Below are 26,024 nucleotides of genomic sequence, written 5' to 3' on the forward strand. Positions count from 1 at the left end.
AGTAACCGGTATGACCACTGCATTCGCTTATGCCGCCACGTCGCCGTCCAGCGGGTTGGGCCGAACCACCCTTGAGCGTAGGGAACCGGCACACGACGACGTCGAGATAGCCATTGATTTCTGCGGGCTGTGCCACTCGGATGTTCACGCCACACGGAGCGAGTGGGGCTCCGCCCGGTACCCGCTGGTGCCCGGTCACGAAATAGTCGGCCGGGTCACCCGCGTCGGCGGCTCCGTGACGTCGTTCGCCGTGGGCGACCGGGTTGGGGTCGGCTGCATGGTTGATTCCTGCCGCGAGTGTGAAAGCTGCGCCGACGGTCTGGAGCAATACTGCGAGCGGGGCATGACCGCCACCTACGGTTCGCCCGACAGGAGGCACGACGGCGAAGTCACGCAGGGCGGGTACGCCACCTCCATCGTCGTGAATGAGGGGTACGTTCTGCGGATTCCGGAGGGGATGGACCCGGCCGCAGCAGCACCCTTGCTCTGTGCCGGCATCACCACCTTCTCGCCGCTGAACCACTTCGGTGTCGAGAAGGGCGACGCCGTCGGGGTCGTTGGCTTGGGTGGCCTTGGGCACATGGCCGTGAAGATCGCCAAAGCGATGGGGGCGTCGGTGACTGTTTTCACGACGTCGTCCGGCAAGGTGGACGCCGCGCACGAGTTGGGGGCGGACCGCGTGGTTATTTCCAGGGATGCGGACGCCATGGAAGCAGCTGCCAACACGCTCGATGTTGTCATCGATACCGTGGCAGCCCCGCATGACCTCAACCAATTGATCCGGACGCTCCGGCTCGATGGGGCCTTATTCCAGCTCGGTCTTCCGGCCGACCCGATGCCGGCCGTCGACCCGGGATTGCTGATCCGGAAGCGGCGGACGTATGCCGGCTCGCTGATCGGCGGCATCGCGGAGACACAGGAGATGCTCGACTTCTGTGCGGAGCACGGGGTCGTGTCCGACATCGAGCTCGTCGCCGCCGACCAGCTCAACGTGGCCTACGACCGCATGGTAGCGGGAGACGTGAAGTACCGATTCGTGCTTGATGCCGCTTCACTTGAGGAGGAATCATGAGCACGCTGTTCACCAGGATCATCGCCGGTGAGATCCCGGGCCGTTTCGTCTGGAAGGACGATGACGTGGTGGCTTTCCTGACCATTGAGCCGATCACGGACGGACACCTCATGGTCGTGCCCCGCCGGGAGGTGGCGCACTGGATCGACCTTGAACCGGAGCTGCTCGGCAAGGTGATGAATGTTGCGCAGAAGATAGCGAAGGTGCAGGAGGCGGTGTTCAACGCCAAGCGCATCGGCGTGCTGATGGAGGGGTACGAGATTCCCCACGTCCACGTCCACATCTGGCCGACGCGCAGCCCTGCAGACTTCGACGTGCACAACGTGGACCGCTCAGCGGATCCTGAGAAGCTCGACGGGAACGCGGAACGGTTGCGCACCGCGCTGCGTGCCGCTGGATACACGGAGTTCGTTCCACAGCCCTAAGCGGCAAGTGCCTCGCCGAGGGCCGCGCGGATACGTTTCTCCGACACGGAATAGGCGGTCCCAAGTTCCTGGGCGAAGAGACTCACGCGGAGTTCCTCCAGCATCCAGCGAACGCGGCCCAAGCCGGGTGGCACAGGGCGTCCATGGGGAGCGACGGACGCAACGGCGTCGTCGTACTCGTCCTCCAGCCGCTGGACGATGGCCGTGCTGAGACCGTCGCGCTGCACGTTGCTTTCGAGCTTCTCCAGCCGCCGCTCGATGCCCGCGAGGTAGCGGGGAAGGTGCGCCAGTTGGGCGTAGCCCGTAGTCGCCACGAACCCGGGGAAGACCAGCTGCTCCAGCTGGCTCCTCATGTCGTTGAGGGCGGTGATGAGCGCCAAACTGGTCGATCCCTTCAGCCTCTTCTCGATCCGGCGCGCGCTTGCAAGAATCTTCTCCACGGTCGCTGTGACTGTGAAGACCGTGTCGATCAGTTCGGCTCTGACAGCCTCGTATAGTGCGTCAAATTCCTCGGGCGACCAGGGCAGTTGCTCGGGCGTGAGCTTGTCAATGGCCGCGATAGAGCAGTCCTCGATCAGTGCGCTGACGCTGCCGTGAGGGTTCTGGGTGAAGGTCAGCTTCTCCGTGTTGCTCAGGTGCTCCAGGACGTAGCGGGCGGGACTTGGGACCCGCAGCGCGAGCAGGCGGATTACCCCTGCGCGCATGGCGGCGGACTGTTCGGCGGGGTTGGGAAAGACCCTGAGTCCCACGGCGTTCTGCTCGTCGACGAGGGCCGGGTAACCCGTGACGCGGTGCCCGCCGACGATGCGGGACACTTCCTTCGGCACCGTGCCGAAGGTCCAGGCGATTGCGCCGGTGATCTCCTTGATTCCCGGATCACCATTCCCCGACGACGACGACGATGCCTGCTCCTGCCGGTGCCGGCGCCCCGCCGTCTGCTTCTGCTGGATCGAGCCCGGTGTAGCGCCGAGGGAGTCGGCGATAGCCCGCCGGGTCTGCGGCGCGAGCCGGTCCTGAAGCGCATGAAGGTCCGTGTCTTCGTCCAGGACCCGGCCGTTGGCGTCGACTACCTGGAAGTTCATGAGCAGGTGCGGCTGCAGCGTTTCCCTGTTCCATGATCCCGGCGGAATGATGTGTCCCTTCAAGCGCCGCAGTACGAGCTCCAGGGATGGTTCGAGCTCATCCCGCGCGGGATCGAAGTCGGCATGGAGTGCTTCGACGGCGGTTCGGGCGACATCCGGTGCGGGAATGAAGTTCTTGCGGACCTGCTTCGGCAGGGACTTGATGAGCGCAGTCACCAGTTCCACCCGCAATCCGGGGATCTGCCATTGGAAGGGCGCCGGTTCCAGCTGGTTCAGGAAAAGGATCGGAACCTGCACCGTGACGCCGTCGGATGCGCCGGGAACGTTCGGCGAGAACTCATAGCTCAGCGGCAGTTCGAATCCCTGCTGGTGCCACGTCTTCGGAAAAGCACCCTCGTCGAGATCGGCATCCCGGCTCAGCAGTTCCTCGGGCTTGAAGTCCAGCAGATCAGGGCTGTCCTGCCGGGCCTGCTTCCACCACTTGTCGAAGTGGCGCTCCGAGACAACGTCGGGGCCCACACGCGCATCATAAAAGGCGAAGAGAGTCTCGTCGTCGACCATGAGGTCGCGGCGGCGCATCCGGTTTTCCATCTCTTCGATCTCCGCGATCCGCGCCTTGTTGCGGTGGAAGAACTTGTGATGAGTACGCCAGTCGCCCTCGACCAGTGCATGCCGGATGAAGAGCTCGCGTGCGACCTCCCTGTCGATTCGGCCGTAGTTGATGCGCCGTTGCGGGACAATCGGCACGCCGTAGAGTGTGACCTTCTCGTACGCCATGACTGAGCCCATCTTGCGGGACCAGTGCGGCTCGCTGTAGCTGCGCTTCACCAGGTCCGGGGCGACCTCCTCAGCCCAGAGCGGGTCGAACCTGGCAACCACCCGCGCCCAAAGCCGCGACGTCTCTACGAGTTCTGCTGCCATCACCCAGTCCGGGCTCTTCTTGAACAGAGCGCTGCCGGGGAAGATGGCGAACCGGGTGCCGCGGGCACCGGCGTACTCGCGTTTGCGCTGGTCGTACAGGCCAATGTGGCTGAGCAGCCCGGACAGCATGCTGATATGGACCGCGTCATGCTGGGCGACCGGGTCCACCTCACCGGGCGGAAGGGTGATGCCGAGCGGTTTGGCGAGCTGGCGCAGTTGGGTGAACAGGTCCTGCCACTCGCGCACGCGCAGGTAGTTGATGAAGTCGTTGCGGCACAGCTTGCGGAACTGGGTCGATGACAGTTCCTTCTGCTGGTCCTGCAGGTATCGCCACAGGTTCAGGTACCCGGTGAAGTCCGATGTCTCGTCCACGAACCTGCGGTGCTTCTCGGTGGCGCTCTGGAGCTTTGCGGCCTGGTCGGGTTGCGGTCGTTCCCTCGGGTCCTGGATGGTCAGGGCCGCAGCCAGGACCATAACCTCTTTCGCGCAGCCTCGCCTGCCCGCCTCGACAATCATGCGTCCGAGCCGGGGATCTACCGGCAATTGGGCCAGTTGCCTGCCCACCGGAGAGATCCCGCCGTCCGGGGCCAGGGCGCCCAGCTCGCGCAGGAGGGTGACGCCGTCGTTGATTGCCTTTGAATCAGGCGGCTCGACGAACGGGAATGCTGCAACGTCCTTTGGTCCGCGGGTCACGCCCATCGCCGTCATCTGGAGGATGACGGCAGCAAGGTTGGTTCGCAGGATCTCCGGGTCGGTGAAGGGGCGCCGCGACTCGAAGTCCTCTTCCGAGTACAGGCGGATGGCGATGCCGTCGGAAACACGGCCGCAACGGCCCGACCGTTGGTTCGCCGATGCCTGTGACACGCGCTCGATCGGGAGCCGCTGCACCTTGGTCCGATGCGAATACCGGGAGACTCGAGCGGTTCCCGTATCGATGACGTACTTGATTCCCGGCACCGTGAGAGAAGTCTCCGCGACGTTGGTCGCGAGGACGATACGCCGGCCTGCACCCCCGGGATTGAACACGCGGTGCTGTTCCTGCAGCGACAACCGGGCAAAAAGCGGAAGGATCTCGGTCCCTCGCAGACGCGGATTCACCTGGACGCGTGCACGAAGCGCGTCGGCCGCATCGCGGATCTCGCGCTCGCCGGAGAAAAACACCAAAATGTCACCGGGGGCTTCCCGTGCAAGCTCGTCGACGGCGTCACACACGGCATCGAGCGGGTCGCGGTCTTCCTCAAGCTCGTCATCGGTGTCCGACTCTGTGTCACCCGCAGGCTGACTGAGCGGACGGTAACGGATCTCTACAGGGTAGGTGCGCCCGGACACCTCAATGATGGGCGCGGGCGCCTTCTCACGCGCGAGCTCATCCGCTGCGAAGTGGTTGGCGAAACGCTCCGGATCAATAGTGGCGGAGGTGATGATGACTTTCAGATCCGGACGCTTGGGCAGGATCCGCTTGAGATAGCCGAGAATGAAGTCGATGTTGAGGCTGCGCTCGTGCGCCTCGTCAATGATGATCGTGCTGTATTTCTTCAACAGCCTGTCGTGTTGAATCTCGGCAAGCAGGATGCCGTCCGTCATGAGCTTGATCCGGGTGCTTCGGCCCACCTCGCCGGTGAAGCGCACCTGATAGCCGACTTCCTCGCCCAGCTTCACGTCGAGTTCTTCGGCGATGCGCTCAGCGACGGTCCTCGCTGCCAGGCGGCGAGGCTGAGTGTGGCCGATCATCCCGGACTCGGCAAGGCCGAGCTCCAGGCACATCTTTGGGATTTGCGTGGTTTTCCCGGAGCCGGTTTCACCCGCGATGATGGTGACCTGGTTCGCCGCGATGGCAGCCATGATGTCTGCCCGCCGTTCCGAAACCGGGAGCTGGGCGGGGTAAGAGATTGTCAGCGACATGATTACCCGCAAGTTTACGTGATCATGCCGGGTCAGGACCTGATTGCGGCCGCCACAGGCTCGATTCCGGTCAGCCGGCCTCCTGCCTGTCAACCATTGCCTTAATCCAGATGGGTGCATAAGGCGATGTACAACCTGGGGAGGTGGGGTAGTCCTTGAGGACTTCCAGGCGCTCCCCGATGGCGAGTGCGCGATCGCGTTGCCCGGGATGGTTGATTCCGATGTGCGCCAGGCAGGTGTTCATGGCCCACTGCAGGCGATCCGGAGCGTCCTTCATCTTTGCCTCGATGCTGTCCAGCAGGGCCGGGAGGTCCAGCTCACCCGGGCTCTTCACTACGCGGTCCGCCGTCAGGGCCCAACCGGCACTTGCAACCACAGGATCCGGATCGGTGAACCAGGCAGCCCGCAGATCTTCCACATGAGGGCTCTTTTTCACCACGTAATTCAGGAACCAGTCGAGCACCTTGGGTGAAGGTGCGGTACGAAGCATCCCGTCCAACTCGTTCCGGTCGAATGCCTTCGGACGGCAGATCAGAGTTGCGAGGAGTTTGGCGGCGGTGTCCCCGGTCTCCCAGAGCTGCAGGGCGAGCTCGTGGTTGGTCTTCAAGCCCTTGGCCAGTGCGCGCAGGTTGCTGAGGTTCACCCCGTGGTCATCACCGTGCCTGGCGTTCACTTCACGCGTCCTCGGATCCTCAAGCGTGGCCAACTCGGCCATGACAACGCCAAGCATCGACTCGGCCGGTACTGTCTCTACCACTACTGTCTCCTGTCCTGAGTGCCGGCTTAGCTTGCGGGCTTTCGGGATTCAGCCCCCGCGGCGCTTTCCATGACGCCTGCGTCGGCCCGGGCTGCCCGGACCAATCGCCCAGCGGCGGCGGCGGCGTGGTCCCGAAGCTCCGGAGGGCCGAGGATATCGAAATCCAACCCTAGCGCCACCAGATGCATCAGGGGCCAGTCGAACGAGTCTGCCCCGAAGCGCATGAGGGTGGTTCCGGCATCGTCCTCAAGTTCCGCAATGTTGGGTGGGATCATCTGGCCGACGTCCACCGCGGGTGCATGGACGCGCACGACGATGTCGTGGCTGTAAGGGGAGCGCGTAATCGACTTCTGCACGTATGCGGCGAGGTCTGTGGCGGGAAGGGGCCGGGCGGCGAACCTGTCGCGCGGCGAAGGCACGCTTTGGCACCGATCCACGCGGAATGTTCGCCAGTCCTGCCTGGCGGTGTCCCATGCGACAAGGTACCAACGGCGTCCGGTGTCCACCAGCCGTACGGGCTCGACAACACGTCGGGAGGAATCGCCGTCCTGACGTGCATACCGGAACACCACCACCCTGCGCTCAGTAATCGCTGAGGAAAGGGCCGTGAGGACCTCCGGGTTCACCGGCGTGCTCACCGCAGCCATGTGTGTAACTGCTGTCCGCAGCCCGGCGAATTTCGGCCGAAGTCTGCCGGGAAGCACCTGTTCCAGCTTGGTCAGGGCGCGGACCGAGGCTTCCCCGAGCCCTGACACGGGGCTCGCGGTGACGGCGCTCAGGCCAATCGCAACGGCGAGCGCCTCATCATCATCAAGGAGTAGCGGGGGCAGCTGCGCTCCTGCGCCCAGTTGGTAGCCGCCCGCGATGCCGGGCGACGCGTGGATGGGATAGCCCAGAGTGCGCAGCTTGCCGATGTCTCTGCGTACCGTGCGTTCGGTGACCGACATGCGTTCCGCCAACGCAGAACCCGTCCACTCACGCCGAAGCTGAAGCAGGGACAGCAGCTGCAGCAGACGCGCTGATGTTTCCAACATGGAACCACGGTACCCAGCAACACGGACAGTTGCTGTCCGCAATGGCTTCTATTCTTTCAGCGAATATCCGGGAGGAAAGGAAGAACGATGGACATCAGCAGGGAGCTCACCGACCAGCTTGCGTGGCACTGGGAGAATCACGCACGGCCGCGCCTGGACGGGCTGGAGGATGAGGAGTACTTCTGGGAACCCGTTCCCGGCAGCTGGAGCGTGCGTCCGCGCGGAACTGGCACGGCACCTCTGCAGGTTGGGGGAGGGGACTACACGATCGACTTTGCCCTGCCCGAACCTAAGCCGGCGCCGGTCACCACGATCGCCTGGCGGTTGGGCCACATCCTCGTCGGTGTACTGGGCGGTCGGCTGGAGGCGCATTTCGGCGGTCCGCCGGCCAGCTACGAGACCTATGAGTATCCGGGCAGTGCGGGTACAGCGCTCGAACAGCTGGACGGCATGTACGCTCACTGGTCCGGTGCCGTGTCCGCCCTGTCGCTGCACGAGCTTGACCGCCCGGTCGGCCCGGCGGAGGGACCCTTTGCAGAGGCTCCCATGGCTGCACTCATCCAGCACATCAATCGGGAGATGATCCATCACCTCGCCGAGGTGGCGCTGCTGCGGGATCTGTGGGCTCACGGCTATATGCACCGCGGGCCGGCCTGATACTGGTTCACCAGGCAGTCATGACCGCTGACGAAGGGCGATTCAGGTGAAAGAAATGTGCCCTCGATAGGATTCGAACCTACGACCTTCTGCTCCGGAGGCAGACGCTCTATCCCCTGAGCTACGAGGGCGCAGCCACCGGAGTGAACCAGTGGCCGAAAGGGACTCATGAAGCTTAGCAGGGAAAAGTTGGCTGAACGAAACGCCGCCTGAAGGGCTCGGAGAGGCCTCAGTAGCCGAGGAAAGCGTCGGTCCTGATCGACTTCCCACCGGCGCTCCGAATAACCGGTTTGGCTCGCGCCAGGGTGGTCGGTGACCCGGAAAGGTAGACGCGCCGCCGTCCCAGGTCCGGAACCAGCGAGCGCAACTCCTCGGCAGTCGGGAAGTCCGTGCTGCCTCGGGTCCAGCCCTCCGGCAGCGGTCCCGGATCTCCGGGGCAGAAGAGCAGCACACGTGCGCTTGAAAGCTCGTCGACATAGCCGAGTTCCGTTGGCCGGCTGACAACATAGACCACGACGACGTCGCGCCTCTTATTACTCCCGGCGGTATTGTTCCCGGCGATCGATCCCAACTGGCTGAGGAACGGCGTTATCCCGATTCCACCGGCGAACAGGAGCAGCGGCACCGACGGATCTTTGGGCAGCACGAAATCACCGCCCACGGACGTTGCCTCCACCGACGCCCCGGGGCGAAGGCTCAACAGGGCAGCCTTGAAGGAACTCGGTGGATTCGAGAGTCGCAGTCCGAAGCGGATGGTGCCGTCGTCGGGCGCTGAACTGATGCTGAAAATGCGGCGCAGGCCGCGGCTGTCCGCCCGAGCGTGCGGCAGGGTGAGTTCCATATATTGACCTGCAGTGAAGCGCACCGGTGACTCCGGAGAGAAGGAGACTTCCGCGCTGGTGGGAGTCAGCTGCCGGGAACCCTCGTAGCGCAGGCGTACACGCCGTCGCTGGCCCATCGTGAATGCGACGGCGTTGCCGATCAGCAGAGCGTACTCGGGTCCCAGGAAGACGGGCGGGATGCTGATCTGCAGCGCAAGGACCACGGCAACGACGGCGGCGACCAGGAGCTGCTGCCACTGCCTTGGCGGCAGGGTCAGCGGCTCCGTCAGCATGAAGCCGAGCAGGAAGAGCAGGGGGTAGGACACGAAGACCAGCTGCAGAGCGGTGATCGGATCCGTTCCGCCCGCTGCCAGGCGCGCCACCAGGATTCCGACCGCGAGGGCGAGGAAAACGGCGCCCATGGGGAAGTTCCGGGTTCGGAACAGGATCAGGATGGTGGCCAGCAATACCACCGGCAGCATTGCGGGGTTGGCAGCCCACCAGGCGGCGGCGCCGAACCCGAGCAGGGTCGCTGCGACGGCGCCGAATGCGGCCGGGTTGAAGATGTGACGGCCGCGGACAGCGAGCAGGTACTTGGACGCGGCGGCAGCAAGGCCGGCAATCGCGATGCCGCCTACCCCGGAGGCCTCATCGGACGGAAACATCACGAAGAAGAGCAGGAGCCCGGTGATGAGAGAGGACTCCGTGTGGGGACGTGCCCGGAGCATCATCGCCATCACCCGCGTACCGCCCCAGGATGCGATCACCGCGGTAGCCAGGGTCGCGCCGAGCTCCGTTGGCGTAAAGGCCAGGAGACCGAACGCGGACAGGACGAAGGCGTATGCACTCAGGATCAGCAGAAGAATAAAAACCAGGCGGTACATGGTGGCCCTGCCCAGGAAAGTGTCCAGCCTGGTGACCCAGTTCAGCCGTCCGACCATCTAGAACAACGCTCCTGCCAATGATGATGAATAATGCGCGCGTCCCTCCGAGGAAACCCGGATGTAGTCGAAGTCGAACTCGGCAAGGAGTACTTCCGGCGGGACAAGGAAGAGGGCGGTGGCCAGAGCATCGGCAACGAGCGCATTGTCGGCCAGCACCCAACTAGCCACCACTGTATCGACGCATTGCCCCGTTGTTGCATCCAGCACGTGGTGCAAGCCATCAGCCCAGCGGCGCCTGTTGGAGGCCGATGCGCAGAGCGCCCGGTCCTGCAGCGTCACGACGCCGATTGCCGTGTCCAGAGCGTACGGATGCTCGAGCGCTACGCGGAGGGCCCCGGTTCCGTAGTGCACCATGTCTCCGCCGGCATCCACGGTGTGCTCCCGGTGACCAGCCTCCGCCAGCGTTGCCGAAACAAGGTCGACAAGCTGTCCCTTGCCGGCGGCCCCAACATCAAGCATGACCGGCTGCCCGGAGGAGATGGTGCTCCCACGCCACTGGAAGGTTGCGTCCCACGCCGCTGCCGGCACGGGGGCGCCGCGGGGCACAAAGGAGTAGTCGGCGTCGTATCCCAACTGGTCAAGTGACCGCCCCACCAACGGTGACATGGCTCCATCGGTCAGCCGGTGGAGCGTTCGGAATACGCGACCCAGTGCATCACCACTGGGAGGCAGGTCAACGCAACCACCGTCGGCGGCGAGCGCCGAGACCAGCGAGTCGGCGCGGAAGCGGGAATACGTGGCATCGTAGTGGTCGATCACACGGACGACGGCGGCACGGACCTCCGCGGTCAACTCGCCTGGAGTGTCGATATGCCACCGTGTGCCGATGGCGTCGAAGCTGAATCTGTGCGCGTAGCCCGCGGGGCTCACTGCGCGGCTTCTCCCTTGATCTGCTCGATCGCGTCGCTGAAGCCGCCGCTGGTCAAGGAGGAGCCTGAGACCTTGTCGACGCTCAGCTCGTCGAGCGGGGTCCCTACGATCTGCTCCTTGATTCCGCTGCTGAACTTGCCCTGGTACTGCTCGGTGGTGGCGTTGCTCGGCATGGGCTCGGTCTGCACATCGGCAACACTGCCTGCCTCGAGGGTGACGGTGACGCCGATTGACTCCTCGCCGCCGGGCGTCTGGTAGGACCCTGTTGCGGAGTAGGTGCCATCGGCATAACTGCCGGATCCGCCGGCTCCGGGCTCGGCGGCGTTGGCAGCGTCACCTCCGCCACCGGGCGACGGCGTCGGGCTGGCAGCACACGCCGCCGATCCCATGAGGGAAACGGCGGCAAGCCCCGTCAGGGCCCAGCGCTGGTAAGGCTTCTTCACGGCGTCAGTCACGCAAACTCCTCGGTGGGGAACTGGAAGCGGTTCTGCTCCTGTACAACGCTAATGGCCCTCATTCGGTTCAGAACGGCTGCGGGATGGGTCGGCGACTTGGCGTCCGTCACAGAATCAGGGGGATTAGACCCGCGCCGTTATGCTGGATGGGTGACTCCCGAAGAACTCTCCTCCGCAATCTCCTCATGCCTGAAAGACGCCGTCGCAGCCGGTGAAATTGACGTGGAGCTGCCTTCCGAGGTACGAGTCGAACGGCCGAAGAGCCGCGAGCACGGAGACTGGGCAACCAACATTGCCCTTCAGCTGTCAAAGAAGGCCGGCATCAATCCCCGCGAGTTCGCGGGCATCCTTAAGTCCCGGCTTGAAGCGATCGACGGCGTTGCTTCCGTCGAGATCGCCGGTCCGGGCTTCCTCAACATCCGCCTCGACGCAGGTGCCGCCGGTGAACTGGCACGCTCGATCGTTGAGGCCGGACGCGCTTACGGCACGTCGGATGCCCTGAACGGCACGAAGATCAACCTGGAGTTCGTGTCCGCGAACCCTACGGGGCCGATCCACCTTGGCGGTACGCGCTGGGCTGCCGTGGGCGACGCGCTGGCGCGTATGTTCCAGTCCCAGGGCGCTTCCGTCACGCGGGAGTACTACTTCAATGACCATGGAGCGCAGATCGACCGCTTTGCGCGCTCGCTGTACGCCAGCGCCAAGGGCGAGCCCACACCGGAAGACGGTTACGGCGGCGATTACATCTCGGACATCAAGGACCGGGTGTTGGCGATCGTTCCGGCCATCCTGGACCAGCCGGACGAGGAAGCGCTCGAGCAGTTCCGCGCTGTCGGCGTCGACCTGATGTTCGGTGACATCAGGAAATCGCTGCATGACTTCGGCGTTGATTTCGACGTCTACTTCCATGAGCATTCGCTGTTCGCCGACAACTTCGTGGGCGGACTTCTCGAGCAGTTGAAGTCCTCGGGGAACCTCTTCTTCGAAGGCGGCGCCTGGTGGCTCAAGTCCACGGAGTTCGGTGACGACAAGGACCGCGTGGTCATCAAGTCGGACGGCAGCCCCGCTTACATCGCCGGCGACATCGGCTACTTCGTGAACAAGCGGCAGCGCGGTTTCGACCTGAACATCATCATGCTGGGGGCGGACCACCACGGCTACGTCGCCCGGCTGAAGGCAGCGGCAGCGGCGCTCGGTGACAACCCGGACACTGTCGAGGTGCTGATCGGCCAGATGGTGAACCTCATGAAGGACGGCCAGCCCGTCCGCATGTCCAAGCGAGCCGGAACCGTTGTCACCCTCGAAGACCTTGTGGACGCCGTCGGCGTGGATGCTGCCCGGTACACCCTCGCGCGGTTCTCGGCCGACTCGAACATTGACATCGACCTCGACCTGCTGACCAAGCGAAGCAATGAGAACCCGGTGTTCTATGTGCAGTACGCGCACGCCCGGACCCATGCCGTCCAGCGCAACGCCGCTTCCGCCGGCGTCGATACCCGCGCATTCGACGCTGCCGCCCTGACGCACGCCACCGAAGGTGAACTGCTGGCGGCGCTGGGTCAGTACCCCGGTGTGGTGGCCCAGGCCGTCACCTTCCGCGAGCCGCACCGGGTCGCCCGGCACCTTGAAGTCATTGCCGGCACCTACCACCGGTGGTACGACGCCTGCCGCATCGCTCCCATCGGCGATGCTCCGGTCGAGGATGTCCACCGGACCAGGCTGTGGCTCAACGACGCCACCCAGCAGGTTCTCGCCAACGGGCTGGATCTTCTGGGCGTATCTGCTCCGGAACGGATGTAACGTGCCTGCCTCACCTCTCGCCCCCGAATGGCTGTCCTACCCGAAGGACGTCAATTCTCTCAATCCCGCCCTGTGGGCATCCACTGTCACCAGGGGGCGCAACGGCGTCCTGTCGGTTGACGGTATTGCGGTCACTGATCTGGCCGAGCAGTTCGGCACGCCCGTCTACGTGGTGTCCGAGAAAGATTTTCGTGCCCGTGCCCGCGGCTTCCGGGATGCGTTCAATGCTGCCTTCCGGGATCTGTGCGGGGGAGTCGACGTTTACTACGCGGGCAAGTCCTTCCTATGCTCGGAGGTAGCCCACTGGGTTGCCGAAGAAGGCCTCCGTCTGGATACATCCTCCGGCGGCGAGCTCGCGGTCGCCATGAGGGCAGGTCTGCAGGGGCGCCAGCTCGCGCTGCACGGCAACAACAAGTCCGATGCCGAACTGAACCGCGCGCTGGACCTGCAGCTCGGACGCATCGTCGTGGACAGCCTTGATGAGCTGCAGCGGGTGGGTGCGCTGGCGCAGGCCCGCGGTGCGACCGCCAACGTGATGCTCCGTCTCACCCCCGGCGTGCACGCACACACCCACGAATTCATCGCCACCGCGCACGAGGACCAGAAGTTCGGGCTCTCCCTGGCTCCGTCGTCGCCGGGTGGGGACTCACCTGCCGCGCAGGCCGTCGCAGCTGCGCTTGGCCACCCCTGTATTCACCTGCTGGGAGTTCACAGCCACATCGGGTCGCAGATCTTCGAGTCCGCGGGGTTCGAGCTGGCGGCGCGCCGGCTGCTCGGGTTCCTCGCCGAGGTGCGCGACCGCCACGGCGTCGAGCTGGAAGAACTCGACCTGGGCGGCGGGTACGGCATCGCCTACACCGAAGCCGACACCCCGCGTTCCCCAGCCGTCATCGCGCAGGCGATGGCCGCCGTCGTCGGTGATGCCTGCGCCGGGCACGGGCTGCGCGCGCCGCGGATCTCCATCGAGCCCGGCCGCGCCATCGTCGGTCCCAGCACCCTCACGCTGTACACGGCAGGCACCACCAAGACGGTCCAGGTGGACCTCGACGGCGGCTCCCATCCGCGGCGCTATGTGTCGGTGGACGGCGGCATGAGCGACAACGCCCGCCCTGTGCTGTACGACGCCGACTACTCAGCGACGGTGGCATCCCGCACCTCCGTCGAGGAGCCGGTTCTGTCGCGCGTGGTCGGCAAGCACTGCGAGAGCGGCGACATCGTGGTGCGCAGCGCCTACCTGCCCGGGGACACCACATACGGTGACCTCATCGCGGTACCCGGGACGGGTGCCTACTGCTGGTCTCTGGCCAGCAACTACAACTACCTCACCCGCCCTCCCGTCGTCGCGGTGAAGGACGGAGAAGCCCGCGTGATCGTGCGCGGCGAAACCGAGGAAGACCTGCTCTCGCGCGATGTGCCGCGCGGGCAGAGCAACGACCGAGCAACTCTGAAACCAGGAGCCTGATCGATTTGATGAACGCCACCAATCCCACCGGTGCCAACCGAACAGTGCGAGTTGCGCTGCTCGGTTGCGGAAACGTCGGATCGCAGGTTGCGCGGATCCTTCTCGAGGACGCCGATAATCTAGCCGCCCGCGTCGGTGCGCGTCTGGAGCTCACGGGCATTGCCGTGCGGACAATCGACGCACCCCGTGAAGCTGATTTGCCGCGTGAGCTGTTCACCACGGACGCCGAGGCTCTGGTCGAGGGTGCGGATATCGTCATCGAACTCATGGGCGGGATTGAGCCGGCACGCACGCTGATCCTGCGGGCGATCGACCACGGGGCCACTGTCGTCACCGGAAATAAGGCGCTGCTCGCTCAGGACGGCCCGACGCTGTATGAGCGGGCGGACGCTGCCCACGTGCAGCTGTCCTATGAGGCAGCAGTCGCCGGCGCGATCCCCATTCTCCGGCCGATCCGCGACAGCCTCTCCGGCGACCGCATCACCCGCGTGCTCGGCATCGTGAACGGCACCACCAACTACATCCTCGACCAGATGGACAGCACGGGCGCCCAGTTCGCGGACGCACTGGCCGATGCACAGCGTCTCGGGTACGCAGAAGCTGACCCGACGGCCGACATCGAGGGATACGACGCCGCGTCCAAGGCCGCGATTCTCGCTTCGCTCTCCTTCCACACGCGCTTCGCGCTAGAGAACGTCCACTGCCAGGGCATCAGCTCGGTCTCCGCAGAAGACATCGCCGCCGCCAAGGATGCAGGGTTTGTCATCAAGCTCCTCGCCATCGCGGAGCTGATCAAGGACGCCGCGGGCGACGACGGCGTCAGCGTTCGGGTCCACCCCACGTTGCTGCCCCGCGAGCACCCGCTCGCGGCCGTCCGCGGTGCTTTCAACGCCGTCTTTGTTGAGGCCGAGAATGCCGGGGAGCTGATGTTCTACGGTCGGGGCGCAGGAGGAACCCCCACCGCCTCTGCCGTCCTCGGTGACGTGATCAGCTCGGCCAGGCGCATGGTCCTCGGTGGTCCCGGACGCACCGAGACCACTACCGGCCATGTTCCCGCCCTGAGCATCGACATGGTCAACACGAGCTACTACATCGGGCTCGACGTCGCTGACCAGCCGGGCGTGCTCGCCAAGATCGCCCACCTGTTCGCCGAGCATGGCGTGTCGATCGAGACCATGCGGCAGACCATCCATCCAGCAGCCGACGGCGGTGCAGCCAGTGCGGAACTCCGGATCGTGACGCACCGCGCGCCGGAATCCGCTCTGGCGGCGACTGTGAAACACATCCAGGACCTTGACGTCATCAACGCGGTGACCTCCGTCCTCCGAGTAGAGGGAGTCTGATGGCTCACCAATGGCGCGGAGTAATCCGCGAATACGCTGACCGGTTGCCCGTCACGGAATCGACGCGGGTGATCACCCTCGGTGAGGGTGGAACGCCCCTGGTGCACGCACCGGCGCTGTCGGAGCTGACCGGGTGCAGTGTGTACCTGAAGGTTGAGGGGATGAACCCCACGGGATCCTTCAAGGACCGCGGTATGACGATGGCCATCACCGCCGCTGTGGAGGCCGGTGCCAAGGCAGTCGTGTGCGCGTCCACCGGCAACACCTCCGCGTCTGCCGCGGCTTACGCCACACAGGCTGGATTGACCTGCGCGGTGCTCGTCCCGGACGGCAAGATCGCCATGGGCAAGCTGAGCCAGGCCATCGCGCACGGAGCCGAGTTGCTTCAGGTCCACGGCAACTTCGATAACTGCCTGGAGGTCGCCCGGAAGCTCGCTGAGTCCTACCCGGTGTTCCTCGTCAACTCGGTGAACCCGGCCCGCATTGAGGGACAGAAGACCGCCGCCTTCGAGGTTGTCGACTTCCTCGGTGACGCTCCGGACTATCACCTGCTCCCGGTCGGCAACGCCGGCAACATCACGGCTTACTGGAAGGGCTATAAGGAGTATTCACAGCCTTACACCTCGCAGACGGCCGGAGAGCTTCCCGCCGTGTCCACCAAGACTCCGGTGATGTGGGGATTCCAGGCCGAGGGCGCATCTCCGCTCGTGAAGGGCTATCCCGTAACCGAACCCGACACCATCGCCACGGCCATCCGCATCGGTAATCCGGCGTCCTGGGAGCAAGCCATTGCAGCGCGGGATGAGTCGGGAGGACTCATCGAGGCAGTGACGGACACGGAAATCCTTGACGCGCACCGCTGGCTGTCATCCCGTGAGGGTGTCTTCGTTGAGCCCGCCTCGGCTGCAGGAGTGGCCGGGCTGCTCAAGAAGCACGCCGCCGGCGAGGTGCCCCAGGGCAAGACCATCGTGATCACTGTGACGGGCCATGGCCTCAAGGACCCGCAGTGGGCGTTGAAGGCAGCGGACGGCTCCGATGTCGAGCCCACCAAGGTGGAGTTCGACGTCGTCAGTGTTGCCGGCGCGCTGGGTCTCGCCGATGCGCACGTGGGCCAGCCGGCAGATGCTTAGTGGAGCACAGGCGGTGACCTCGGCAGCTGTAGTCGCTTCCGGGCAGGAGGTGTCGGTCGAAGTGCCGGCGACCAGCGCCAACCTGGGTCCGGGTTTCGACAGCCTGGGCCTGGCGGTTACCCTGTACGACTCAATCCTCGTCCGGACCACTGAGTCCGGCACGACGACGGTGACGGTCACGGGGGAGGGTGAGGAAACCCTTCCCAGAGATGAGACACACCTTGTCGCCGCCACCATACTGGGCACCCTTGAGCGTGCGGGTTTCTCAAGTCCGGGCCTGGAGATCGAAACCCGCAACGTCATTCCGCACGGCCGTGGTCTTGGATCCTCGGCTGCTGCGATCGTCTCCTCGGTTCTGGCGGCCAACGCACTGCTGCCGGAGTCCGCTCAGATGGACGGTCCAGCGGTACTGCAGCTGTGTTCCACGCTTGAGGGGCACCCTGACAACGTTGCGCCGGCACTGCTGGGATCGCTGGCGGTGTCCTGGGAAACCGGCCGGGCCTACAAGAGCACCATCATTCCGGTACACCCTGATCTGGTGCCCGTCGTGGCCATTCCTGCCAGCGAATTGTCCACGGAGGCGGCCCGCGCATTGCTCCCCGCCTCTGTTCCGCACAACAGCGCTTCCTCGAATGCAGGGCGGGCCGCACTCCTGGTGCACGCGATGACAACAGCGCCGGAGTTCCTTCTCGAAGGGACCCGGGACCTGCTGCATCAGGACTACCGCGCCCAGGCCATGCTGCAGAGTGCAACGTTGATGCGGGCGCTGCGTGCGGAAGGGTTCGCTGCCGTCATCTCGGGCGCCGGTCCCACCGTCATGACCCTCGCTGTCGGCGAGGGACAGGCATCGGCGGTCATTGAGGCCGTCGAGCGCATTGTTGCCGCCGAAGAGGACAGCGTTGAATGGCGTGTTCTTCGGCTGAACGTTGACACAGAAGGTGCTAAAGTGAAGGTGCACCAACGGTAATAGCCAGCTTGTATCGCTGACGCTAATCACGCATTGATATCACGAAGGCAATTCCGTACTCAGATGTGCTTCTGTTGATCTGGCCGTCACATTCTGTGACCGTCGTGAAACTGCCTGTGTGTCAGCAGTGGCTCAATCTCAGGTGTACCTCCCAGAACCTGATGCGGCAGCTCGTCACGTGGTGACTGCTCCGCACTGGGGTTAGAGGTTTCAGCTCGGCCCCACCGGAGAGCATCCGGTCAGCACCGAAAACCTTAGCTACCAACTCTTCTGACTTGGCGGCGGGCAAACCAAAACCGCGATCCACATCAGAGATGGATCGCCCGACGAGGGGGAAGGAATCCTTCGTGACTCAAACCACTGACCTGCCGACAGGCGTGGATACTCAAGCCGCCGAGACGAACGGCGCACCAGCTTCCAAGAGTTCCGGGCTTGCCGGACTGAAGCTCGCTCAACTGCAGGCCCTTGCCGGCCAGCTAGGCATTTCCGTGGGCTCCCGCATGCGCAAGGGCGACCTGGTGGCTGCAATCTCCGACCACCAGCGCGGTTCGGCAGTAGCGGACCGACCCAAGGCAACAACAGCAGCAGCTCCCGTCCAGGAAGACGCGGCGCCTGCCACCCGCAACGGCGCCGTCCAGAACGGTGCCGCTGCGCCCGAGCAGGAACAGGCATCGGAGCCTGCCGAGAGGCCTTCGCGCACCCGCAACCGCAACCGGCGCGCCGGCAGCGACGGGGTCGTCAAGACCGAGCAGACCACGCAGGACGCCGTGTCCGCCGAGCCGGCAACGGCTGCGCCTGCTGATGCCGCGCCCGTTGATGCTGAAGCCGGCCAGGCGCAGGAGAATGCAGCAACTGACGGCGAAACCGTTGAACGCGGACGCCGCAGCCGCGACGGCCGCCGTGGTGGACGACGCGCAGAGGCAGAGACCCAGGCTGCTCCAGCTCCCGAGGCTGAAAGCACCGAACAGGGCGGCGACAGCGCGGAAGCCGCGGATGGACAGGGCGAAGGCCAGGGAGACCGCCGCAACGACCGCCGCGACCGCAATGAGCGACGCAATGAGCGCCGTTCCAACGAGGACGGCCGCGACAACCGCAACGAGCGCCGCTCTAGCGAGGAAGGCCGCGACAACCGCAACGAGCGCCGCTCGAACGACGAGAGCCGCGACGAGGGCAACAGCCGCAACCGCCGCAACCGCAACCGGAACAACCGCGAAGAAGATCGCAACACCCGGTTCCGGGACCGCAACGAGCGTCGGAGGGGCCGCAGTCAGAACCCCGATGTCGACGACGTCGAGGTTACCGACGACGACGTTCTGCTGCCCGTTGCAGGCATCCTTGACGTCCTCGAGAACTACGCGTTCGTTCGGACGTCCGGGTACCTCCCGGGCGCTAACGACGTCTACGTCTCCCTGGCTCAGGTCAAGAAGTACGGACTTCGCAAGGGCGACGCCGTCGTCGGTGCCATCCGTGCGCCGCGCGAAGGTGAGAACCAGAACAGCACGCGACAGAAGTTCAACGCGCTGGTGCGCCTGACCTCAGTCAACGGGAAGAACCCCGAAGAGCTGAAAGACCGCGTCGACTTCGCGAAGCTCGTACCGCTGTACCCCTCCGAGCGCCTGCGCCTCGAGACGGAGCCCAAGAAGATCGGCCCGCGTGTCATCGACCTCGTGGCGCCGATCGGCAAGGGCCAGCGCGGACTCATCGTCTCGCCGCCGAAAGCCGGCAAGACCCTGATCCTGCAGGCAATCGCCAACGCGATCACGGTGAACAACCCCGAAGTACACCTCATGATGGTCCTCGTCGACGAACGTCCCGAGGAAGTCACCGACATGCAGCGCACCGTCAAGGGTGAGGTCATCGCCTCCACCTTCGACCGCCCCGCCGATGACCACACCACCGTGGCCGAACTCTCAATCGAGCGTGCCAAGCGCCTGGTCGAGATGGGCATGGACGTCGTCGTCCTTCTGGACTCCATGACCCGCCTCGGACGTGCCTACAACCTGGCCGCTCCGGCGTCGGGCCGTATCCTGTCCGGCGGCGTCGACTCCGCTGCCCTGTACCCACCGAAGCGCTTCTTCGGTGCAGCCCGCAACATCGAGAACGGCGGTTCGCTGACCATTCTCGCCACCGCGCTGGTTGAGACGGGTTCGAAGATGGACGAAGTGATCTTCGAAGAGTTCAAGGGAACCGGCAACATGGAACTGCGCCTGTCCCGCAATCTCGCGGACAAGCGCATCTTCCCGGCTGTCGATGTCAACGCATCCGGTACCCGCCGCGAAGAGAACCTCCTCTCTCCGGACGAGGTCAAGATCATGTGGAAGTTGCGCCGCGTCCTCTCCGGGCTGGAGCAGCAGCAGGCACTTGAGCTGCTCACCAACAAGATCCGGGAGACGCAGTCAAACGTCGAGTTCCTCATGCAGGTCCAGAAGACCACACTGGGATCGAAGAGCGACAACGATTAGCTAAGTAGCCGTTCGAGACATGCCGGCCCCGCCCCTGCGCGCGGAGGCTTCGTCCTGTCGGACTCGCGCTCCGCGCTCCGACAGGCCCGAAGCCACTCCCTGGCCGGCATGTCTCGAGCGGCTTCCCGCGTTAGGCCACCGTCGCTCCGAAACGGGACGACGAAACCGTCCTAATCTAGACTGGCTCGAAGGAGCCGAAAGAGGTTGTGTCTGCCATGTTTGAGTCCATTCAGGGCCTGCTCGACGAGCATGCTGACCTGCAGGTCCGGCTGTCCGATCCGGCCGTACATGCCGATCAGTCACTGGCACGGAAGCTTGGCCGACGCTACGCCGAACTGAGTGGGATCGTCGAAGCCCATACCCGGTGGAACGCACTGCAGGACGACCTCGAAGCCGCACGCGAAATGGCCGACGACCCGGAATTCGCTGCGGAAATCCCTGAACTGGAAGAGCAGCTGGCCACCGCCCAGGAGCGCCTCCGCCGGTTGCTGATCCCACGGGACCCCAATGACGCCCGCAACGTCATCATCGAGGTCAAGGGCGGTGAAGGCGGCGACGAAGCTGCACTGTTTGCCGGCGACCTCCTCCGTATGTACACCCGGTATGCTGAGTCGCGCGGCTGGAAGACCGAGATCATCTCCGCCACCGAATCGGACCTCGGCGGTTACAAGGACGTCCAGATGGCGATCAAGGGGTCCTCGAACGATCCCGCCGAAGGTGTCTACGCGCGCCTGAAGTTCGAGGGCGGCGTGCACCGGGTGCAGCGCGTGCCGGTTACGGAGTCGCAGGGCCGTATCCACACCTCGGCTGCCGGCGTGCTGGTACTTCCCGAGGTTGATGAGCCGGAAGAGGTCGAAATCAGCCAGAACGACCTCAAGATCGACGTCTACCGGTCCTCGGGTCCCGGCGGCCAGTCCGTGAACACCACCGACTCGGCGGTGCGCATCACCCACCTTCCCACGGGCATCGTCGTCGCCATGCAGAACGAGAAGTCCCAGCTCCAGAACCGTGAAGCGGCGATGCGCGTGCTGCGTTCGCGCATCCTGGCTGCCAAGCAGGAAGAGATCGACGCCGCGAACTCCGACATCCGCAAGTCCCAGGTGCGCACCATGGACCGCTCGGAGCGTATCCGTACGTACAACTTCCCGGAAAACCGCATCGCCGACCACCGCACCGGTTACAAGGCGTACAACCTTGACGCCGTCATGAACGGTGAACTCGAACCGGTGGTCCAGTCCGCCATCGAGCTTGACGAGCAGACCCGCCTGGCCGCCATCGGCGACGACGCATAGTTTCAACGCCAAACATCATGGAGTCGCTCGCCGATGCCCTGCGAAACGCTGCTTCGACACTGGCGGACGCAGGTGTGCCCAGTCCCCGGACAGACGCGGAGCTGCTCGCTGCCCATCTGCTGGGGGAGAGCGTAGGCCGGGTCCGGGCGCTCGCGCTCATCGGAGCCGACGCGCCGGCACGGTACGACGAACTGGTCGCTGAGCGATCAAGGCGCGTACCGCTGCAGCACATCACCGGTGTTGCCCACTTCCGGGCTCTCGACCTCGCGGTAGGACCGGGCGTCTTCATCCCTCGTCCGGAAACTGAATCGGTGGCTCAGCTCGCCATCGATGCAGCCCGGGCGGTACCCGGCGCGCGGGTTGCGGACCTCGGTACCGGCTCCGGCGCGATTGCCGGTTCGATCGCGCAAGAGGTGCCCGACGCAACGGTGTTCGCCGTCGAACTGAGCGATCTGGCGTATGCCTGGGCAGAACGCAATCTCGCTGCGCTGCCGGTCACGCTGGTGAAAGGGGATTACGCAAAGGCGCTGGGTGAGCACGACGGGACGTTCGACGTCGTGGTATCCAACCCTCCGTACATTCCCACCGAGGCTGTTCCGCGTGATCCGGAGGTGGCCGAGCATGATCCCGAGATCGCGCTGTACGGTGGGAGTGCCGACGGTCTGCGGCTGCCCCTCGCCGCAGCCGACGCAGCGGCACGTCTATTGAAGCCGCGCGGCTACTTCGTCATGGAACACGCCGAGGTGCAAGCCGCGGCACTGTCCCGGATCCTGGGCGCAAACCCTTCCTGGACGTCGGTGTGTACGCATCAGGACCTCACCGGACGGGACCGGGCCACCTCCGCAGTTCGCACCGATGTGCCATGGGCAGGCAGTAAATGAAAGGATGGCAGCCGTGAGTGCCACTTTTGAGTGTTCAGACCCCACCGAGCGCAGCGAGGGAATTGCGCGTGCGCAGCGGGCACTTGCCGCAAAGCAGTGCGTGGTGATTCCCACCGACACTGTGTACGGGATTGCCGCGGACGCGTTCTCCCCACAGGCAGTCGCTGCCCTGCTTGAAGCGAAGGGGAGGGGCCGCAGCATGCCGCCGCCGGTCCTTATTCCGCGCAGGCAGACAATGGACGGGCTGGCCATTGACATCAGCCTCGAGGCGCGCACGCTCGCGGAGGAGTTCTGGCCCGGAGGACTGACGCTCATCTGCCACGCCCAGCCGTCTTTGACCTGGGATCTCGGTGACACCTATGGAACCGTCGCCCTGCGCATGCCCAATGACCGCGTTGCGCTGGATCTGCTCATCCTGACGGGCCCGCTCGCGGTCTCCTCGGCGAATCGCACCGGGCGCCCCGCTGCATCCACTGCCGCCGAAGCCTATGAGCAACTCGGCGACGCCGTGGAGGTGTACCTCGAGGACGGTCCCCGCTCCGCCGATGCCGGCGCATCGACCATTGTGGACACCACCGGTGATCTGCCCGTGATAGTCCGCGAGGGGGCCATTTCCTTCGAGGAGATGCGCGCGGTAGTTCCGGGAATTGTCCTTGGAACCAGCGACGACGACGCATCCACCGACGACGGCGCGCCTGCTGAGCCGGGCGGATCCACCGACGACGATGCATCCACCGACGACGACGACCCCGCCGCGGACCGGATCACGGAGCCCGGCGAGGACCGCGTCGACGCGCCCCGGCCTCCTCAAGGATTGAACTGACCCTGGCAGGAAGCGTGATGCGCTGCTCAGCGGTCCATCCGGCAATCTGATCCTGGCCGAACCACATCAGTTCGACCCGACGGATCGATCCGTGCAGGCGTTCCCGCAGCAGTGCTGAGACACCGTACCCGGCGCGCAGGATCAGGCGGCAGAGCGGTGCCGGCAGCACCAGGGGAGTGCCCCCGGTGGCTTCCAGCACGCTTCGTACCGTCATCCCTTCCCAGGGCTGCAGCACGATGGCAGGCATTGGACCGTCATGAAGCCCCACCTGCCGCACCAGTTCCGCCAGCGCATCAACCGAGGTGAGGGGGCTCGGCGCTGTGCCGGGAGAGGCGACCGACGCGAGAGGCGACGCTGCCAGCCGAGCCAGGGCCGCCGTCGTCGGGCGCGCGGCGCCCTGGACGGAGGTGGCGCGAACTGAAACAACCTCCAGAGCACCGGAGCTGAGCAGGGCGAGCGATTCCTCTCCGAGCGCCTTGCTGCGGGAGTAGGGGGAGAACGGTTCTGTTTCCGGTGACTCGTCCAGTACCGGTCGGTGGCCCTGTACGGCGGCGCTGCTCAGGTGCACAAGCCGTCTCACCCCGGCGGCAGCGCAGGCGCGCGCGACCAGGACGGGCAGAAGCGCATTGGCCCCGGTCAGCTCCGGTGACGCCGGGCTCTTGGGGGATGCGGCTCCGGCAGCGTTCACGACCACGGTGGATCCGGCCAGTTCCCGCGCGAGTGCTTCCACGACGTCGGAGTGGCGGTCCGCTTCAGCGGCAATCTCTCCCGGCGTGCGCGCCGACGACGCGACGCGCGGGGCGGCGACAGGGCGCGCCGTCTCGCCGGCCGCACGAAGCGACGTCAGGACGGCGCCGCCGATGAACCCGCTGCCACCCACAACAGACCACGTCATGCGGTGCGCTCCGTTCCACGGTCAAGCGCCGGCATAGGTTGCCAATCGGGGTCATGCAGGAGGAACCGGGACTCCCGCCATCCGTTCCAGAGCGACCCCACCCCCGACAGGGTGCGCTCGACAGCTACGAGCCGCAGCAGTTCCTTCGCCGCAGTCAGCGCGGTGCCGATGCCGAATCCGAACCTGTTATAACGCCCGTGCACCATCAGGTACCTCGCCAGGTGGCCGCGGTTGCGCATGCCGCAGTACCGGCCAAGGTTGCTCGAGTCGTTCAGGTGCCGCACGCCCAGGTCGATCTGCTTCTGCGGACGGGCCTTCCGCAGGACGAACTCGTCGAGGTAGACAACCGGCTCGCGCTGGGAAATCAACCAGCCGTACGTGGTGTCGTCCCCATTGATGAAGAAGCGTGGGTCGGGCAGCCCCACCGCGCGGACGACGTCGGAATGCAGCAACACGCCCTCGAAGCAGGCGACATTGGTTCGAAAGACCGGCGAGCTCGCGAAGACGTCACCGGGTACCGGAAAATGGACGCCGAGGAACGCGTTGAACCTGTGCTGCCAGAAGAACGGTTCATCGTTATGGTCGAGGCGCCTGCCGTGCAGGCACCTGTACTTGTGCTGCCAGGGAGCGAACGCAGCGAGCGCGTCGGGGAGGACCTCGACGTCGTCGTCCATCAGCCAGACCCAGTCGGCTCCATCGGCCAGTGCACGCTCCACCCCGGCGGAAAATCCACCGGAACCGCCGGCGTTGACCGGCAGCCGGTGCACAGTCAGCGGCACCGGCAACGCAACGCGGGCCGCTTCGAGCACCTCGGTCGTGGAGTCCGTGCTTGCATTGTCGACGACGACGACGGCGGCAGGCGCCGGATCCAGTTTCCCGAGTGAATCGAGCAGGCGCGCCAGGTAATCTGCACGGTTGAACGTGGCGACAACCACGGTAACCGGCGGGTACGTCACCTCCAACTCAGAACCCAAAGTCCGACGGCGGCCCGAAGCTGCGTCCCCGTACTCCCGCTGAGTAGGCGCGTGCCCAGCCCGCAAGTCCGCGAACATCGCCGCGACGCAGGTAGTAGAGCGGGTACCCCACCACGTCCGCGATGAATGAGCGTCCGCGCAGGTACCGGCGGGTCAAATGACCGCGGTTGCGGAAGAAGTAGAAGCGCTTGAACGGCGTCTCCGGCACCAGCACATGAAGTCGGTCACCGATCACGTGCTGGACTTCGGCCCATCCCGGAGGATGGCTCAGGGCAACGGTTGTGACGGTGCCGAAAGGGATACCCGCACGGCGAAGCCGAAGCATGAAGTCGGTTTCATCGCCCCGGATGAAGAGCCGCAGGTCCGGCAGGCCCACTCGGAAGAAGACACTGGTGCGAATAAGGGCGCCATTGAAAAATTGCGCAATATCCGGAATGAAGCCAAGTTTCCCAACCTGTTCCCGGTCGTGAGTCGTACGACCCTGAATCCGGAAGGGGAAGGAGAGCCTGGTCGAATCAGTAGGCGCAACAATCAGCGGGACAACGACGTCGAGATTGCGGGAGCGCGCAGCCTCCATCAGGCTACTGAGGACAGCAGTGTCCTCAGGGTGGGCGTCGTCGTCCATGATCCAGATCCACTCAGCTCCGCTGGCCATGGCCGAGAGGATTGCGAGGGAGAATCCTCCCGCCCCACCGAGGTTCGTGCGGGACCGGATGTAGTTCACCGGAGCGTTCGAGCGCTCTGCCAGGGCAGCTACGTCCGAGGTGCCCGAGTCGACGAGGGCCACCGATTCGATCGGGTGATCCTGCCTCGCGAGAGCCTCCAGGAGTGTCTGTACGTCATCCGGCCTGTCGAAAGTCACTGCCGCTACAGCCACGGTTTCCTGCAAAACAGTCCTTTCGGCCAGCCTCGTCGGACGCGGTCACTCACCGTGCGGTGGTTCCGGAGGGCGCGCATCAGTCGGGCTAGTATTCTCGGGTACGGAAAGTCTATTACACGGCCCGGCTGGCGATTTCGCGCCGGACGGTGGTGGCGGAACGCAAGCTGCCTGCCCA

General features: G+C 65.0%; 21 protein-coding genes and 1 tRNA gene. 12 read left to right on the forward strand and 10 right to left on the reverse strand.

The window, feature by feature from the left end; translation table 11 throughout:
- Nucleotides 1-10: 10 nt before the first annotated feature.
- Together AC5RU3_RS03550 and AC5RU3_RS03555 are read left to right on the forward strand one after the other, a co-directional pair.
- Nucleotides 11-1,072 carry an NAD(P)-dependent alcohol dehydrogenase gene (locus AC5RU3_RS03550; protein WP_493964873.1) on the forward strand — a complete coding sequence of 354 codons (1,062 nt, stop codon included), beginning with the start codon at nt 11-13 and terminating at the stop codon, nt 1,070-1,072.
- Complete coding sequence (locus tag AC5RU3_RS03555; RefSeq protein WP_493964874.1) at nt 1,069-1,497, forward strand: HIT family protein; 429 nt, start codon at nt 1,069-1,071, stop codon at nt 1,495-1,497. The genes AC5RU3_RS03550 and AC5RU3_RS03555 overlap by 4 nt, the downstream gene beginning before the upstream one ends.
- On the opposite strand, the gene hrpA is transcribed toward AC5RU3_RS03555, so the two are convergent.
- The 3 genes from hrpA to AC5RU3_RS03570 form a co-directional block, all read right to left on the reverse strand.
- The gene (gene hrpA, locus AC5RU3_RS03560) at nt 1,494-5,402 is read right to left on the reverse strand and encodes an ATP-dependent RNA helicase HrpA (RefSeq protein ID WP_493964875.1); all 3,909 of its coding nucleotides are present in this window, start codon (nt 5,400-5,402) and stop codon (nt 1,494-1,496) included. The two genes, AC5RU3_RS03555 and hrpA, sit on opposite strands and share 4 nt — an antisense overlap.
- Nucleotides 5,403-5,472: 70 nt before the next feature.
- Nucleotides 5,473-6,132, reverse strand: a complete 660-nt coding sequence (locus tag AC5RU3_RS03565; protein ID WP_493965142.1) for a DNA alkylation repair protein — start codon at nt 6,130-6,132, stop codon at nt 5,473-5,475.
- A gap of 53 nt (nt 6,133-6,185) precedes the next feature.
- Nucleotides 6,186-7,193, reverse strand: a complete 1,008-nt coding sequence (locus tag AC5RU3_RS03570; RefSeq protein ID WP_309072329.1) for a helix-turn-helix transcriptional regulator — start codon at nt 7,191-7,193, stop codon at nt 6,186-6,188.
- Nucleotides 7,194-7,280: 87 nt separating this feature from the next.
- Between AC5RU3_RS03570 and AC5RU3_RS03575 the strand changes: the two genes are divergently transcribed.
- Nucleotides 7,281-7,850 (forward strand): DinB family protein, encoded by a 570-nt coding sequence (locus AC5RU3_RS03575; RefSeq protein WP_493964876.1) that lies wholly within the window; start codon nt 7,281-7,283, stop codon nt 7,848-7,850.
- A gap of 58 nt (nt 7,851-7,908) precedes the next feature.
- On the opposite strand, the gene AC5RU3_RS03580 is transcribed toward AC5RU3_RS03575, so the two are convergent.
- The 4 genes from AC5RU3_RS03580 to AC5RU3_RS03595 all read right to left on the reverse strand — a co-directional run bounded on the left by AC5RU3_RS03580 (nt 7,909) and on the right by AC5RU3_RS03595 (nt 10,940).
- A tRNA-Arg gene (locus AC5RU3_RS03580) sits at nt 7,909-7,981 on the reverse strand.
- Between the two features lie 98 nt (nt 7,982-8,079).
- Nucleotides 8,080-9,612, reverse strand: coding sequence for an FAD-dependent oxidoreductase (locus AC5RU3_RS03585; protein ID WP_493964877.1), 1,533 nt, complete (start codon nt 9,610-9,612; stop codon nt 8,080-8,082).
- Nucleotides 9,613-10,485 (reverse strand): FAD:protein FMN transferase, encoded by an 873-nt coding sequence (locus AC5RU3_RS03590; RefSeq protein WP_309072414.1) that lies wholly within the window; start codon nt 10,483-10,485, stop codon nt 9,613-9,615.
- On the reverse strand, nt 10,482-10,940 hold the full coding sequence (locus tag AC5RU3_RS03595; protein WP_309072415.1) for an FMN-binding protein: 459 nt from the start codon (nt 10,938-10,940) through the stop codon (nt 10,482-10,484). Before AC5RU3_RS03595 ends, AC5RU3_RS03590 begins: the two co-directional genes overlap by 4 nt.
- A gap of 150 nt (nt 10,941-11,090) precedes the next feature.
- Between AC5RU3_RS03595 and argS the strand changes: the two genes are divergently transcribed.
- From argS to AC5RU3_RS03640, 9 genes are all read left to right on the forward strand, one after another.
- Nucleotides 11,091-12,740, forward strand: coding sequence for an arginine--tRNA ligase (gene argS / locus AC5RU3_RS03600; protein WP_493964878.1), 1,650 nt, complete (start codon nt 11,091-11,093; stop codon nt 12,738-12,740).
- A 1-nt stretch (nt 12,741) separates the two neighbouring features.
- Nucleotides 12,742-14,202, forward strand: a complete 1,461-nt coding sequence (lysA, locus tag AC5RU3_RS03605) for a diaminopimelate decarboxylase (protein ID WP_493964879.1) — start codon at nt 12,742-12,744, stop codon at nt 14,200-14,202.
- A gap of 8 nt (nt 14,203-14,210) precedes the next feature.
- Nucleotides 14,211-15,545, forward strand: coding sequence for a homoserine dehydrogenase (locus tag AC5RU3_RS03610; RefSeq protein WP_493964880.1), 1,335 nt, complete (start codon nt 14,211-14,213; stop codon nt 15,543-15,545).
- Nucleotides 15,545-16,675 (forward strand): threonine synthase, encoded by a 1,131-nt coding sequence (gene thrC / locus AC5RU3_RS03615; RefSeq protein WP_309072269.1) that lies wholly within the window; start codon nt 15,545-15,547, stop codon nt 16,673-16,675. Before AC5RU3_RS03610 ends, thrC begins: the two co-directional genes overlap by 1 nt.
- Complete coding sequence (gene thrB, locus AC5RU3_RS03620; protein ID WP_309072270.1) at nt 16,668-17,642, forward strand: homoserine kinase; 975 nt, start codon at nt 16,668-16,670, stop codon at nt 17,640-17,642. Before thrC ends, thrB begins: the two co-directional genes overlap by 8 nt.
- Nucleotides 17,643-17,989: 347 nt before the next feature.
- Nucleotides 17,990-20,104: a transcription termination factor Rho gene (gene rho, locus AC5RU3_RS03625; protein WP_493964881.1), complete on the forward strand. Its 2,115-nt coding sequence runs from the start codon at nt 17,990-17,992 to the stop codon at nt 20,102-20,104.
- A 215-nt stretch (nt 20,105-20,319) separates the two neighbouring features.
- Nucleotides 20,320-21,396, forward strand: a complete 1,077-nt coding sequence (prfA, locus tag AC5RU3_RS03630; RefSeq protein ID WP_309072275.1) for a peptide chain release factor 1 — start codon at nt 20,320-20,322, stop codon at nt 21,394-21,396.
- 17 nt (nt 21,397-21,413) lie between these two features.
- Nucleotides 21,414-22,277, forward strand: a complete 864-nt coding sequence (gene prmC / locus AC5RU3_RS03635; protein ID WP_493964882.1) for a peptide chain release factor N(5)-glutamine methyltransferase — start codon at nt 21,414-21,416, stop codon at nt 22,275-22,277.
- Between the two features lie 13 nt (nt 22,278-22,290).
- On the forward strand, nt 22,291-23,100 hold the full coding sequence (locus tag AC5RU3_RS03640; protein WP_493964883.1) for an L-threonylcarbamoyladenylate synthase: 810 nt from the start codon (nt 22,291-22,293) through the stop codon (nt 23,098-23,100).
- Here the strand turns inward: AC5RU3_RS03640 and AC5RU3_RS03645 are convergent.
- From AC5RU3_RS03645 to AC5RU3_RS03655, 3 genes are read right to left on the reverse strand one after another with little or no spacing between them, the layout of a single operon-like run.
- A complete protein-coding gene (locus AC5RU3_RS03645; protein ID WP_493964884.1) occupies nt 23,042-23,995 on the reverse strand; it encodes an NAD-dependent epimerase/dehydratase family protein in 954 nt (317 codons plus the stop codon). The two genes, AC5RU3_RS03640 and AC5RU3_RS03645, sit on opposite strands and share 59 nt — an antisense overlap.
- Nucleotides 23,992-24,951 (reverse strand): glycosyltransferase, encoded by a 960-nt coding sequence (locus tag AC5RU3_RS03650; RefSeq protein WP_493964885.1) that lies wholly within the window; start codon nt 24,949-24,951, stop codon nt 23,992-23,994. Before AC5RU3_RS03650 ends, AC5RU3_RS03645 begins: the two co-directional genes overlap by 4 nt.
- A gap of 7 nt (nt 24,952-24,958) precedes the next feature.
- Nucleotides 24,959-25,858 (reverse strand): glycosyltransferase, encoded by a 900-nt coding sequence (locus AC5RU3_RS03655; RefSeq protein WP_309072055.1) that lies wholly within the window; start codon nt 25,856-25,858, stop codon nt 24,959-24,961.
- Nucleotides 25,859-26,024: the final 166 nt, after the last annotated feature.

Source organism: Arthrobacter sp. MDB1-55 (genome assembly GCF_059092925.1).